At 73.9% G+C, this 13687-nt stretch carries 12 protein-coding genes; 5 read left to right on the forward strand and 7 right to left on the reverse strand.

The features are described 5' to 3' along the window. Nucleotides 1–11 precede the first annotated feature (11 nt). From BLW14_RS23140 to BLW14_RS23150, 3 genes are all read left to right on the forward strand, one after another. Complete coding sequence (locus tag BLW14_RS23140; protein WP_093709107.1) at nucleotides 12–2048, forward strand: ATP-binding protein; 2037 nt, start codon at nucleotides 12–14, stop codon at nucleotides 2046–2048. Nucleotides 2049–2128: 80 nt separating this feature from the next. Then, nucleotides 2129–2479, forward strand: coding sequence for a 5-carboxymethyl-2-hydroxymuconate Delta-isomerase (locus BLW14_RS23145; RefSeq protein ID WP_093709108.1), 351 nt, complete (start codon nucleotides 2129–2131; stop codon nucleotides 2477–2479). A 74-nt stretch (nucleotides 2480–2553) separates the two neighbouring features. Continuing rightward, entirely contained in the window at nucleotides 2554–3777 is a 1224-nt protein-coding gene (locus BLW14_RS23150; RefSeq protein WP_093709109.1) for a hypothetical protein, read from the forward strand. A gap of 33 nt (nucleotides 3778–3810) precedes the next feature. On the opposite strand, the gene BLW14_RS23155 is transcribed toward BLW14_RS23150, so the two are convergent. The 5 genes from BLW14_RS23155 to BLW14_RS23175 all read right to left on the reverse strand — a co-directional run bounded on the left by BLW14_RS23155 (nucleotide 3811) and on the right by BLW14_RS23175 (nucleotide 9196). Then, nucleotides 3811–4533: a TetR/AcrR family transcriptional regulator gene (locus BLW14_RS23155; protein WP_177154072.1), complete on the reverse strand. Its 723-nt coding sequence runs from the start codon at nucleotides 4531–4533 to the stop codon at nucleotides 3811–3813. 34 nt (nucleotides 4534–4567) lie between these two features. Further along, nucleotides 4568–5659: a PDR/VanB family oxidoreductase gene (locus BLW14_RS23160; RefSeq protein ID WP_093709111.1), complete on the reverse strand. Its 1092-nt coding sequence runs from the start codon at nucleotides 5657–5659 to the stop codon at nucleotides 4568–4570. A gap of 2 nt (nucleotides 5660–5661) precedes the next feature. Beyond that, complete coding sequence (locus BLW14_RS23165) at nucleotides 5662–6567, reverse strand: metal-dependent hydrolase (protein WP_093709112.1); 906 nt, start codon at nucleotides 6565–6567, stop codon at nucleotides 5662–5664. A 91-nt stretch (nucleotides 6568–6658) separates the two neighbouring features. Next, nucleotides 6659–8584 carry a hypothetical protein gene (locus tag BLW14_RS23170; RefSeq protein ID WP_093709113.1) on the reverse strand — a complete coding sequence of 642 codons (1926 nt, stop codon included), beginning with the start codon at nucleotides 8582–8584 and terminating at the stop codon, nucleotides 6659–6661. A 30-nt stretch (nucleotides 8585–8614) separates the two neighbouring features. Continuing rightward, nucleotides 8615–9196 (reverse strand): carboxymuconolactone decarboxylase family protein, encoded by a 582-nt coding sequence (locus BLW14_RS23175; protein ID WP_093709114.1) that lies wholly within the window; start codon nucleotides 9194–9196, stop codon nucleotides 8615–8617. A 68-nt stretch (nucleotides 9197–9264) separates the two neighbouring features. On the opposite strand from BLW14_RS23175, the gene BLW14_RS23180 reads away from it, so the two are divergent. Next, nucleotides 9265–9768, forward strand: a complete 504-nt coding sequence (locus tag BLW14_RS23180) for a MarR family winged helix-turn-helix transcriptional regulator (RefSeq protein WP_093709115.1) — start codon at nucleotides 9265–9267, stop codon at nucleotides 9766–9768. A gap of 145 nt (nucleotides 9769–9913) precedes the next feature. Next, complete coding sequence (locus BLW14_RS23185) at nucleotides 9914–11569, forward strand: alpha-L-fucosidase (RefSeq protein WP_256332867.1); 1656 nt, start codon at nucleotides 9914–9916, stop codon at nucleotides 11567–11569. A 3-nt stretch (nucleotides 11570–11572) separates the two neighbouring features. Here BLW14_RS23185 and BLW14_RS23190 read toward each other — a convergent pair whose 3' ends face one another. Then, complete coding sequence (locus tag BLW14_RS23190; RefSeq protein ID WP_093709117.1) at nucleotides 11573–12220, reverse strand: LuxR C-terminal-related transcriptional regulator; 648 nt, start codon at nucleotides 12218–12220, stop codon at nucleotides 11573–11575. Then, the gene (locus BLW14_RS23195) at nucleotides 12205–13473 is read right to left on the reverse strand and encodes a sensor histidine kinase (protein WP_093709118.1); all 1269 of its coding nucleotides are present in this window, start codon (nucleotides 13471–13473) and stop codon (nucleotides 12205–12207) included. The genes BLW14_RS23190 and BLW14_RS23195 overlap by 16 nt, the downstream gene beginning before the upstream one ends. Between the last annotated feature and the right edge of the window lie 214 nt (nucleotides 13474–13687).

Below are 13687 nucleotides of genomic sequence, written 5' to 3' on the forward strand. Positions count from 1 at the left end.
CGACGGTGACGATGGTCAGCAACATCCCCGAGGAGACCACCAGCTTTGTCGGACGGACGGCAGAGCTCGCCGGACTCGAACACGCCCTCGCCGCCGGCCGGCTGACCACCCTCACCGGCACCGGGGGAGTCGGCAAGACCCGGCTCGCCCTGCGCGCCGCGCGCCGCGCCGAACCCGGCTACCGCGACGGCGTGTGGTGGGCCGACCTCGCCCCGCTGCACGACGACGAACTCCTCCTCGCCACCGTTTCCGACGCGGTCGGCCTCAGCGACCACACCCTGCGCACTCCCATCGACGTGCTGTGCGAATGGCTCGCCGACAAACAGCTCCTCCTGGTCCTCGACTCCTGCGAGCACCTGCGCCCCGCCTGCGCCCACCTCCTCGGCGAGATCCTCACCACCTCGCCCGGCCTCACCGTCCTCGCCACCAGCCGCCAGCCCCTGGACCTGCGCGGCGAACAGCTCGTCGAGGTCGATCCGCTGCCCGTCGACGGCGCCGCCGACGCCCTCACCCTCTTCCGGGAACGGGCCACGGCCGCCGCCCCCGCCACCCCGTTCCGGGAACCCGGCGCCGCCGAGGCCGCCGCCGAGATCTGCCGCCGCCTCCAGGGCATCCCGCTCGCCATCGAACTCGCCGCCGCCGCGGTCGGGCGGCAGAGCGTCCAGGAGATCGCCCAGCGCCTCGGCTCCCGGCTCGACGTCTTCGCCGACGCCACCCTCCGCCCGGTCCGCCACCGCACCCTGCGCACCGCCATCGGCTGGTCCCACGAGCTGTGCACCCCGCTCGAACGCCTCCTGTGGGCCCGGCTGACCGTGCTGCGCGGCGACTTCGACGAGGCCACCGCCGTCACCGTCTGCACCGGCGGCCCCCTCACCGACGACGGCGTGCGCACCGCGCTGCGCGGCCTGGCCGCCAAATCCGTCGTCACCCGCGACGGCACCCGCCACCGGATGCTCGACGCCCTGCGCGAGTACGGCCGGATGTGGCTCGCGGAGCTGGGCGAGGAACGTGCCGCCGCCGACCGGCACGCCGCCTGCTTCCTGAGCCTCGCCCGCAACGCGCACGCCGGCTGGACCGGCGACGACCAGATCCTCTGGTACCACCGCATCGCCGACGCGCACGCCGACCTGTGCGCCGCGCTCGACCACCTCCTCGCCCACGACCCGGCCGCCGCCCAGGAGATGGCCGGCCGCATCGGCTTCTTCTGGTGCTGCTGCGGCCACCTGCCCCAGACCCGCGGCTACGCCCAGCGCGCCCTGGACACCGGACCCGACCGCGGTCCCCACCGCACCCGGGCCCTGTGGGTGCTCGGCATCTGCGTGCTCCTCCAGGGCGACTACCCGGCCGCCGAACGGATCGGCGCGGAGTGCGTGCGCGCGGCCGCCGCCGACGGCACCGACGAGGGCATCCTCGCCGCCGCCTATCTGCGCGGCCTCACCCATCTGATGACCGGCGACCCCGAGAAGGGGCTGCGCGAGTCACGGCGGGTGCTGCGCACCACCGCCACCGGCACCCGGCTCGAAGCGGCCTACCGGCTGCGCTGCCACCTCATCACCGTCTTCGCCCTGACCGGCCTCGGCAGGCTGGAGGAGGCAGCCTCGGCCGCCGTCGTGCTGCGCGCGGCCTGCGAGGCCCAGGACGAGTGCTGGACCCGCTCCTACGTCGACTACCAGCTCGCCCTGATCGCCCTGCTCCAGGGCCGCGCCGAATCCGCCGCCGCGCACGCCCGCGCCATGCTCGCCGGCAAGCACCGGCTCCGCGACCGCTTCGGGATCGCGCTCGGCCTGGACGTCCTGGCCGCCGCCATCGCCGCCCAGGGCGAGGGCGCCAGGGCCGCCCGGGTCTACGGCACCGGACAGGTCTACTGGCGCATGGTCGGCCATCCCCAGCGGGGCACCCCCGAACTGGGCCCGGTGCGCGAGGCGTGCGAACGCCGCGCCCGGGAGGCCGTCGGCGACGCGGCGTACCGGCGCGCCTTCGAGCAGGGCCGGGCGGACAGTGCGGAGGCGGGGCTGGCCCTCGCGCTCCACGGCGAACTGCTCACATAGTGAATGCCTGTTGTGCGCCCGCGCGGAGCCGGTGAAGGCTGGGCGCAGCCCTGCACCCTCCGCCCGCCCGGGAGCCCGCCATGCCGCAGATCACCGTCGACTACTCCGCCGAGCTCGCCGACACCTTCGACCGTCCCGCCTTCGCCCTCGCACTGCACCCGCTGGTCGCCGAGACCGTCGACGCCAAGATCGCCGCCTGCAAGACCCGCTTCCGGCGGGCCGAGGAGACGGTGGTGGCGGACGCCCCGGGCGGTGACGCGCTCGTGCACGTGGACATCTCGCTGCTGGCCGGCCGCACCCCGGAGGGCAAGGCCCGGCTCACCGAGTCCGTCCTCGCGCTGCTGACCGCCCACCTCGAAGCGGTCACCGGCACGGCCCTGCACCTTTCGGTCGAGGCCCGCGACCTCGACGCCTCGTACCGAAGGGGCTGAGCCGGAACGGGTGCAACCTTCCGGGCGGGTCACGGCACTTACCGGGTGAGACCGTCTCCGGAAGGAACCACCCTGTGCTGAAGTCCAGCCGCCGCACCCTGCTCCGCACCGCCGTGGCCACGGCCGCCCTGACCGTCGCCCTGTCCGTCCCCTTGCCCGCGTCCGCGTCGGACGAGCCCGCCCGCACCTGGGCGAGCGAGCCGACGCCGTACACCGACGCCAACCTCGTCGACGTGGTGGACATGGGGCGGGGGCGGACCTGGGCGGCCGGGTTCACCGTGCGCAGGGAGGGCAAGGTGACCCGCTTCCAGCCCGTCGTGACCGAACGCTCGGCACCCGGTGCGGCATGGACTCCCGTGCCGTCGGCCACCACGGCCGCCGGGGACGTCAGCAGCCGGGTCAACGCCGTGGACGCGAACGGCGCCCGTGACGTGTGGCTCGTCGGCGACGACTCCGCGGTCCTCGACGGTCGCGTCTACACCCAGCACTTCGACGGGACGCGCTGGCAGGTCGTGCCGGCGGAGCTGCCGGACAAGGCGCCGTTCGGCTCCCTGCTGGATGTGGACGCCCGCCCGGGCGGCGCCTGGGCCGCCGGCAACGCGCAGATCGAGGTCTCCCGCACCTGGAACGAGGCGAAGGGGAGCTGGAACATCCAGTACCGGAACGCCGGGATCGTCCGCCACTTCGACGGGGAGGCGTGGCGTGACGTATCGCTCCCGGAACTCCCCAGCGACTACTGGTATCTGAACACCGTCCGGGCGGTCTCCGACCACGACGTCTGGGCGTCCGGTTACGACAACGGCAGCCCGCTACTGATGCACTACGACGGCTCGTCCTGGCAGCGGGTCGACGCCCCCGGCATCACGGACATCCCCGGCCACGCCACGAAGCTCGCCGTGACCGAGGGCGGCGCGGTGTGGCTGGTGGGCGAGGACTGGTCGCCCGAGGACGGATCGACCCGCGCCCTGGTCGCCCGCCACGACGCCACCGGCTGGCACAAGCTCGCCGTACCCGACGTGCCCGCGCGGCTCTTCGGCGTGACCGCACGGTCCGGAGGCGGGATCGCCGTCGTGGGCCAGACGCTCGGTGAGCGGCGGGACGCGCTGGCCTGGGCGTGGAAGCCGGAGGGCGGGGGCCGCTGGAGCGACCTCCGACTCCCGCAGCCCACGGCGACGGGCCCCGCGGAGAACATGGCGACCGGGGTGGACGTCGGCCGGGCGGGCATCACGGTGACCGGCACCTCGACCGTCGAGGGCGCGGAGCCCCAGCCGTTCGTCTCGGCGCGGCCCCGCGGATGAGGCCCGGCGGTGCGTGGGGTTCCGCGCGCCGCCCTACGGCAACCGCTGCGCCGGCACCGCCGGCACGGCCGGGGCCAGCGCGGAGAGCCGGGTCAGCAGGTCCCCGAACGGCCCGTCCGCCGGCTCCTGCGCCAGCACCCGCAGCACGATCCCCGCCATCTCCTCGTCGTACGCCGCGCTCACGGCGGCCAGCGCCGCGAAGTCGTGCACGAGCTGCAACTCCAGCTCCGCCCGGGGCACCCGCCGGCCGTCCAGCCAGAGCAGCGCCGTCGACTCGGCGAGGGAGACCCAGGAGCGTACGACCAACTCCAGCCGGGCCGGGGGCCTACCGGCGTCCAGATGGCCCAGGATCTGCGCGCAGGCGGCCTGGCGCACCCCGTCGATCATCGCGTTCGCGGTGGACGAGCCCACGGCCGGACCGCCCCGCATCAGCGCCGCGAAGCCGGGGCCGTGCTCGTCGACGAAGTCGAAGAACCGGCCCATCACCCGCAGCAGCCGTGCGCCGAGGGGCCCTTCGCGCGGCTCCGTGAACCTGGCGGCCAGCTCGTCGGCCGCCCGGCGCAACGCCGCCTCGTACAGGCTCTGTTTGCCCGGGAAGTAGTGGTAGACCAGCGGTCTGGAGATACCGGCCGCGGCGGCGATCTCGTCGATCGACACCTCGTCCGGCGCCCGGTGGCTGAACAACTCCAGCGCGACGCCGATCAGCTGCTCCCTGCGCTCCTCGACGCCCATCCTGCGCCGCACCCCGGTCGTCATGGCCCCAGCGTACCGACCGGTGGGTCCGGCCCGGTCACAGGTCCAGCACCAGCCGGCCCCCGCCCCGGCACCGGGAGACGCAGATCAGCATGGCCTGCGCGCGCTCCACGTCCGTGAGCAGTTCGTCCCGGTGCTCCACCTCGCCCGCCAGGACGCGCTGTTGGCACGTGCCGCAGAAGCCCTGCTCGCAGGAGTACGGGACATGCGGCAGTTCGGCGCGTACGGCGGCCAGCACCGACTGGTCCGCCGCCACCGGCACGGTGAGCCCCGAGCGGCGCAGCTCCACCTCGAAGGGCTCCGCGTCCGCCGGGTCCGTACCCGCCGCCGAGAACCGCTCCAGGTGCAGGGTGCGGCCGGGCGGCAGCGCGGCGGCGACCGCGTCCATCAGGGGCTGCGGGCCGCAGCAGTGGACCGCCGTGCCCTCCGCCGTGTCCGCGAGGGCGGCGGCCAGGTCCGGGTGGCCCGCCTCGTCCTGCGGGACGACCGTGACCCGGCCGCCTTCCGCGCCCAGCTTCTCGATCTCCTCCAGGAACGGCATGGTGGCGCGGCTGCGGCCCCCGTACAGCAGGTGCCAGTCGGCGCCTTCCGCGGCGAGTCGGCGCAGCATCGGCAGGACGGGGGTGATGCCGATGCCGCCGGCGATCAGGAGGTGCGCGGGGGCCTCGGTGAGCGGGAAGCGGTTGCGCGGACCGCGCACCTCGACCTCCATGCCCTCGTGGAGCGCGGTGTGCACCTCGCGGGAGCCGCCGCGCCCGTCCTCGACGAGCCGGGCCGCCACCGTGTAGGCGCCGGTGTCGGCGGGGTCGCCGCACAGCGAGTACTGGCGGACCAGCCCGGAGGGCAGCACCAGGTCCAGATGGGCGCCGGGTTCCCAGGCGGGCAGGTCCGGTCCCTCCAGGCGGAGTCGGACCACGCCGTCGGCGGGGCTCGTCCGCTCGGTGACCAGCAGCCGCCGCCCGGTCGTCGAACGGCGCTGCAACCGGCCGGATATGGGCTCGTCCAGCGCGGGCAGCGGCCACAGCGGGGACTTCCGGATGCGCCGGCGCAGGGCCCGCTTGGCGAGCAGCGCGGCTCCGGCCGCCACGGCGACCGTACGCAGTCGGGGGAGGGGCAGGGCAGGCGGCATGGTCAGCGCGCTTCCGTCGTACGGGCCTCGGCCGCGACGGCGGCGGGCGAGCGGGTGAGGTAGTCGACGGCCTGTGCCGTGCTGCCCTCCTGGGAGGGGTGGTACGCACGGCTCAGATAGCGCGGGATCGACTTCAGCATGGACGGGGTGCTGGGCAGGGTGCCGCGCCGGCCGCTGCGGTAGAACTGCCCGAAGGACGCCTTGCCCTCCAGGAGGCTCGGGTCGTTCTCCATGAAGAAGCGGGCGCCGCGCTGCCAGAGGAACGCCAGCGCGCTGAACGCCGTCGCCCAGGTCCGCACCCGCCGCCGGTAGCTGCCGTCGACGTGCATGAACACGTCGAAGGCGACCGAGCGGTGCTCGACCTCCTCGGCGCCGTGCCAGCGCAGCAGGTCCAGCATGGTGGGGTCGGCCCCGCGCCGGTCCAGCTCGTCGGCGTTGAGTATCCAGTCGCCGAGGAACGCGGTGTAGTGCTCGATCGCGGCTATCGTCGCCACCCGTTCCAGCAGCCACCACTTGCGCGCCCGGCCGGGCGGCAGGGTCCTGTCGCCGAGCAGCTTCTCGAAGAGCCAGTCGACCTGCGCGGTGTACGGCGTCGGGTCGAGCCCCTGCTCCTTCAGGTGTGGCAGCACGTCGTCGTGGGCCTGGGAGTGCATCGCCTCCTGGCCGATGAAGCCGATGACGTCCTGCCGCAGCTCCTCGTCGTGGATGTACGGGAGCACCTGGCGGTAGACGTGGATGAACCAGCGTTCCCCGGCGGGCAGCAGGAGGTGGAGCACATTGATGGTGTGCGTGGTGAACGGGTCGCCCGGCACCCAGTGCAAGGGGGTGCGGTCCCAGGCGAAGTTGACCCGCCGGGCCTTGAGGAGGGTGCGCTCGGACGCGACCGCCGCTGGCTGCGTGTTAGACATGTTGTCAAAATACTGAGCGGTAAGCCCGGGGAACAGGGGTCTGCGCCGAATTCCCGCGCCCTCCCGCGCCGACGCGCTCCCGACCGGCGGTTCAGTGCAGCGCGACCACACGGCCCCCGTCCTTCAGCCGCCCCTCCAGCCTCGGCCTGGCCCCCGCCTCGGCCGGCACCGCGAGCAGCCGCCCCCGGGCGCTCCCCGTCACCCCGCCCGACGTGGCCAGCGACGCGAACTGCTCGCTGCCTGCCGCCAGGACGTACCACCGGCCGCCCGGCGACTTCCACAGCACGCCCGCCAGCACCCGGGGGGCCCGCGCCCCGCACTCCGGCGCGTCCTCGGCGCGCGCCGCCACCGCACCGGGCTCCGACGGGCGGGCGGCCGGGGCCTGGAACTGGGCGATGACCCGGCTCCCGGTGCCCCGCCAGGTCTCCGCCCTGGTGCACAGCCACTGCGCCGTGCCACCGTCCTCGGGCAGCGGCTGCCGGGCGTACGCCCAGGAGTTGACCGTCCGCACCCCGTGCGACCGGACCTCCGGCAGCAGGCACGCGGTCCGCGCCCAGCTCTCCCGCTCGGCCCGCCCGGTGACGTCGTGCGGCTTCCCCGGCGCACCCGAGGTCAGCCGGGCCGGGGCCAGCTCGCCCAGGTCCGTGACCAGCCGTACCGCCCCGCCCCCGGTCAGCTCGACGGCTTCCCAGGACCGGCAGCCCGGGCCGGTCGCCGGAGCGGCCGACGCGTCGGTCACCCCGTCGGGGGAGCGGGGCAGCGGGCGCGGCGCCCGGTCCGGCGCGAGCAGGTCCCGCACCCGGACGCCCCGCACCCAGGGCGCAGTCAGGTACCGCACACCGTCCCGGGTGCGGGCCACCACCAGGGCGCCCGACGACGCCGCGTCCGCCCCGTCCACCCGGGCGAAGTCGAGGGCGGCGCCCAGCGACGGGTCGGCGTTGCGCGGCTCGGCGTACCGCACGACGCGCAGCCCGTCGTGGAACAGCACCACCGCGGACTCGCCCACCTCACCCGCGTACAGCAGCTGCGGCGCCCCCATCGGCGGGCCCACCGGTGTGCCCGGTGTCGCCGAGGTCCGCACCCCGGCGCCCGGCCGGGCCCACACCTCCAAGGCCCGGCGCAGCAGCCGGGTGTCCCCGGTGCGGTCGCCGCGGGTGGGCCAGGCGGTGAAGTCCGTACGCGGCGAGCGCTGCCAGAACTCCGCGGGCACCCGGCGCAACGACCCGGGGTCCAGGGCCGCTTCGGACGCCGGATTGCGCGCGTACAACGGGGCGGACAGCGAGCCGCGCCCCCAGCCCTCACCGGGCAGCCCGAGCAACGCCCCGCACACCAGCAGCGCGGCGAGGGCCGCGAGCGCGGTCCGGGCCCGCCGGCGGCGGCGCGGCAGGTCGGGCGGCCGGGCCTGGAGCGAGCAGGGGTCGAACTCCGGCGAGGCGAGGAGCGCGTGGCCGGCGGTGATGGTGTCGGCCTCCATCAGGGCCGCGTGCGGATCGGCCACCCCGGCGGCGGCCAGCTCCCGCCGGACTTCCCCGTCGGCCAGCCCTTCGAGGCCGCGCAGGACGAACGCGGCGCGGGCGGGGGCCCCGGCCGCCGCCAGCTCGCGCTCCAGGGCGAGTTCGCCGGCCCCGCCCGGGTGCGGGAGCAGCCGCAGGCCCCAGGCGTACGGCAGGGCGGGAGGGAGCCGGCGCAGCCGCAGGCGCAGTCGGCCGATGCGCCCCGGTGCCAGCGCCCGGCGCAGCACCTGGCGGCGCACGTACGCGTATCCGGGGTCGGTGGGCCCGGTGCGGCCCGGGTGCCGGGGGAGCGGGATCGTGGCGGCTCCGGCGCGGTGGGCGGCCTGGAGGGAGCGCTGGGCGAGGGCGTGGGCGGCGAAGACGCGCCGGCCACGGCTCACCGAGGGCGGCAGCAGGAGGTAGCCGATCCGCACGAGGCGCGGGTAGTGCTCGACGAGCGCGGCCTCGGCCTGTTCCGCGTCGGCCGGGGCGACGGCGGGCGGTAGCTCTGACGGTGTGCGCACATTCAGCTGAACGAGCGAATGGTGCGATGGTCACTCCGGGGCCCGCCCGTCGGGGCCCGGACGGGGTCGGGCGAACCGGGCCAGCGGTTCGTCGACCGGCGCTCCGGTCATCCGGTTGGCGAAGGTGGACAGGGTGTAGGTGGCGATGCCGAGGGTCACCTCCAGCGCGTTGCGCGCGGTGTAGCCGTGGGCGGTGAACGCCTCGATCGCGGCGTCGTCGACGGCCCCGTTCGCCGCCAGGACGGCCAGTATGAACTGCCGCATCGCTTCGAGGCGCTCGTCGGGGAGCGGGGTGCTCCCGCGCAGTGCGGCTATGAGCGCGGGCTCTGCTTCGAGGGCGGTGAGTACGCCGGTGTGCATCGCCACGCAGACGTGGCAGTCGTTCCGGGTGGCCATGGTCATGCTCAGGACCTCGCGGGAGAGCTGGTCCAGGGTGCCGGCCTCGAAGAGCGCGTTCATCTTCAGGAAGCCGCTGAGCACCTCGGGGGAGGTGGCCATCCGGGCGGCGGCGGCCGGCAGGAAGCCCTGCTTCCGCGCGATGGCCGACAGTCCGGCCTGGGCGGCGGCGGGAGCGGATTCGAGGGTGTGGTCGGGGAAGGCGGTCGCGGGCATGGTGGACCTCTCGCGTAAACTCGACAACATGATTGACGAAAACGTAAACCAGGTTGTCGAGTTTCGCAATGGCTGAACGTGCGGGCGGGCGTGGAGAAGTGCGCCCCGAGGAGACCGGCAGAGGCTTCGAGCTGCCCCTTCTGCTGTTCGCCGGCTTCCGGTCGGTCATCGACGCGCTCCATCGCGAACTGGCCGAGCAGGGCCACCCCGACATGCGGCCCGCGTACGGCTACGCCCTCCAGGCCGTGGGGATCGAGGGTGCGACCGCCAGTGAGATCGGCCGCCGCCTCGGTGTCTCCAAGCAGGCCGCGGGCAAGACCGTCGACAGGCTGGAGGCCCTCGGTTACGTGGAACGCGCCGACGACCCGGCCGACGGGCGCCGCAAGCTGGTCCTGCTGACCGCGCGGGGCATCGACGTCCTGCGGCGGTCCGCCGAGGGCTTCGACCGGCTGCGCGCCGAGTGGGTACGGGCCCTCGGCGCCGAGCGGGTCCGCGCCGTGGAGGACGACCTGCGCACGATGGCCCCGGACGGCGCCTTCCGGCTCGACGTCGCGGCCTGGTTCAACGGCTGAGCGCGATCCCGGAGGCTTGGACTACTCGCACGAGACATAGGACGTATGGAGTCCGAACCCTTTCCGTCACCCTCCTGGTGCGGCACCATGCACGCGTCGGCACCCGATAGATCCGACCACTCGTGGTCGCGAAGGAGAGGGAACCATGGCACGACGCACCCATGTGCTCAGCCCGCTCGCGCTGGCGGCCGCCGCCGCGCTCATCCCCGTAACCGCCACCGCACAGCAGGCCGCGCCCGGGCCGTCCGCAGCCGCGGGTGCGTGCCGGGGGCCCGTGAAACCCGCCTCCCAGATGACGGTCGATGACTGCGACAGCCCCGCACGGATCATCGAAAAGGCGGCGAACATCGTTCCCACCGCCGGCCAGCTCGCCTGGCAGCAGCGGGAGGTCACCGCCTTCACCCACTTCGGCATGAACACCTTCACCGGCCGCGAGTGGGGCTCGGGCACCGAGGACGAGAAGCTCTTCGCGCCCGCCGCCATCGACGCCGACCAGTGGATGCGCGTCTACAAGGCCGCCGGCGCCGAACAGGTCATGCTCACCGTCAAGCACCACGACGGCTTCGTCCTCTACCCCAGCCGCTACACCGACCACTCGGTCGCCCTCAGCCCCGGCAGCCCCGACGTCGTCGCCGCCTATGTGAAGGCCGCCCGCAAGGCCGGGCTGAAGGTCGGCTTCTACCTCTCGCCCTCCGACGGCGCCGAACTCCCGCACGCCTGGCACGCCGAGTGGGTCGAGAAGATCCGCGCCAAGCAGGCCGCCGGCCGGCCGCTGTCCCTGCCCGAGCGGATGGCCCTCGAGGACGGCGACCGAGCGCCGGCCGGGCAGGGTCGCTTCGGCAACGGCAGCCCCGTCACCGCACGCACCATCCCCACCCTGGTCCCCGGCGACGACCGCGCCGCCCGTGTCAGGAGCGGCAAGCTGCCCACCTTCCAGGTGCGGGCCGACGACTACGACGCGTACTACCTCAACCAGCTCTACGAGATCTTCACCCAGTACGGCCCCGTCGAGGAGCTGTGGCTCGACGGCGCGAACCCCTGGTCCGGCTCCGGCATCACGCAGAAGTACGACGTCAAGCAGTGGTTCGACATGGTCAAGGCGCTCTCGCCGGACACCGTCGTCTTCCAGGGGCCCCAGGGCGTGCGCTGGGTCGGCAACGAGAACGGCACGGCCCGCGAGACCGAGTGGAGCGTCACCCCGCACACCACCGACCCGTGGACCGGGCTCGGCTCGCTGCCCAACGACTCCACCGACCCCGACATCGGCTCCCGCGACCGGCTCCTCGCACCCGGGGTCAACCATCTCCAGTGGTACCCGGCCGAGGCCGACGTCTCCAACCGGCCCGGCTGGTTCTACCATCCCGACGAACAGCCCAAGAGCGCCGCGCAGTTGATGAGCCTGTACGAGAAGAGCGTCGGCCGCAACGCCTCGCTCCTGCTCAACGTCCCGCCCGCCCCCGACGGCCGGATCGCCGACGCGGACGTGGCGCAACTGACCGCCTTCGGTGCCGACGTGCGCCAAATCTACGGCACCGACGTACGCGAGCACGCCCGCGGCCCGTACACCTTCGACCGGGTCGCCGTCCGCGAGGACATCCGGCACGGACAGCGGGTGGAGAAGTTCGCGGTCGAGGCCAGGGTGAACGGCGTCTGGCAGCGGATCGCCGAGGGCACCACCATCGGCCACGAACGCATCCTCCCCCTGCCCGGGGCCGTCACGGCGTCGGCGGTCCGCGTCAAGGTGCTGGAATCCCGGGCGAAGCCGCACCTCGGCACCACCACCCTGCACCTGGCCGAGTAGCCGCTAACCCCGGTCCAGATACGCCAGTACGGCCAGAACGCGGCGGTTGTCGTCGTCGGACGGCGGCAGGCTCAGCTTCCCGAAGATGTTCGAGGTGTGCTTGGCCACCGCCCGCTCGGTGATCACCATCTGCGAGGCGATCGCCGCGTTCGACCGGCCCTGGGCCATCAGCTCCATGACCTCCCGCTCGCGCGGCGTCAGCCCGCCCATCGGCTTGTCCTGCGAACGCCGTGTCAGCAGCTGCGAGATGACCTGCGGATCCATCGCCGTACCGCCCGCCGCGACCCGGCGCACCGCGTCGATGAACTGGTCCGCGTCGAAGACCCGGTCCTTGAGCAGGTACCCGATCCCGCCGTTGCCGTCGGCCAGCAGCTCGCGCGCGTACAACTGCTCGACGTGCTGGGAGAGTACGAGGACCGGCAGCCCGGGCCGCGCCCGCCGGGCCGCCAGCGCGCACTGGAGCCCCTCGTCCGAGTGGGAAGGCGGGAGCCGGACGTCGACGACCGCGACGTCCGGCTCCAACTCGGCCAGAGCTCTGGTGAGTTCCGGCCCGGTCTCGACGGCGGCCGCGATCTCGAAGTCGTATGCTTCCAGCATCCGGACCAGGCCGTCGCGCAGCAGGAAGAGATCTTCGGCTAGGACAACTCGCAAGGGATCTCCATGGTCACCATGGTGGGACCGCCCGCGGGGCTGCTGACGGCCATGATGCCGTCGAATGTACCGAGCCGGCGTTCGATACCGCTCAGGCCCGAGCCCGCACCCACCGAGGCCCCGCCCCGGCCGTTGTCCGTGACCGAGACCTTCAGCGCTCCTTCGCCGTGGCGCAGGTCCACCCAGATCCGGTCGGCGCCCGAGTGCTTCGCCGCGTTCGTCAGCGCCTCGCTGACAGCGAAGTACGCCGCCGACTCGACCGGCGCGTCCGCCCGGCCCGTCAGTTCCACGTCCACGTCGCACGGGATCGGCAGCCGCAGCGCCAGCGCCTTCACCGCGTCCCCCAGCCCGCGCTCGGCCAGCACCGGCGGGTGGATGCCCCGGACCAGGTCGCGCAGCTCCGTCAGCGCCTCGGCCGAGGACTCCCTGGCCATCGCCAGCAGCTGCTTCGCCTGCGCCGGGTCCTTCTCGATCAGCGCCTCGACGGTGCCCAGGTTCATCCCCATCGCCACCAGCCGGGCCTGCGCCCCGTCGTGCAGATCACGCTCGATGCGCCGCAGCTCGGACGCGGCCGTGTCGACGGCCTCGTGCCGGGTCTCCGTCAACCGGTCGATGCGCAGGGCGAGTTCCTGCTCCTGGGTGGGCGCCAGCACCGACCGGGCGAGCACGAAGTGCGCCCGCAGCAGCCGCTCGCTCACCAGCACCCCGAGCGCGAAGACCGCCGCACCGAGCGCGGCGGCCGCCAGCCCCGTCGCCTGGCTGTCGACCGGGACGAACCCGTACCAGTACTGGTCGTCCCTGAAGACCCGCCACAGACCGGCCGCCAGGACGAACCCCTCCACCGGGTAGACCATCAGCGCCGCCGCCAGTACGGCCACCACGTACCCGGCCGTCATGTCGACCACCATCCAGCGCATGTCCCGCCAGGTCGCCGGGTCCTTCAGCATCAGCGTGGTCCGCTCCACCTGCCCGGTGAAGCCGCTGCGCACATCCTTCGGCAACGGCCGGTACGGGACCGGGATGCGCACGTCGGACCAGGTGACGGCCAGCAGCCGGCGCTGGTTGGCGTGCTTGCGGACCGCCTGGAGGATGTACGGCGTGGTCACCAGGCCGATGCCCAGCGGGATCATGACTATGGAGACCAGCGCCAGTACGAAGAGCGTGCACGAGCCCGCGATGGCGGCGAACGACAGCACCAGCCCGCGTCCCGCGGCCAGCAGCGCCGACCCGATCCGTCCCCGTTTCGCGTCCATCCCGGTCCCTCTTCCCCTCGCCGGGCCCCTGTGCCGGCCCCGTGTCGCACACAGTCTGACCCGGCGCGCCCGGCGAACGTCAGCCGGTTCCCCACCCGGTGGGGGTGTACCCAGCACCACCCTCGCCACCTCGCCCTACGTGCCGCGCGACCGGGGGTTCCACCGGCTGGGGCCGCCCTCCGGCCGTTCCTAGATTCGAGGTGCATCGTCGGAC

It is taken from the genome of Streptomyces sp. 2131.1, from assembly GCF_900105515.1.
Classification (GTDB): domain Bacteria; phylum Actinomycetota; class Actinomycetes; order Streptomycetales; family Streptomycetaceae; genus Streptomyces; species Streptomyces drozdowiczii.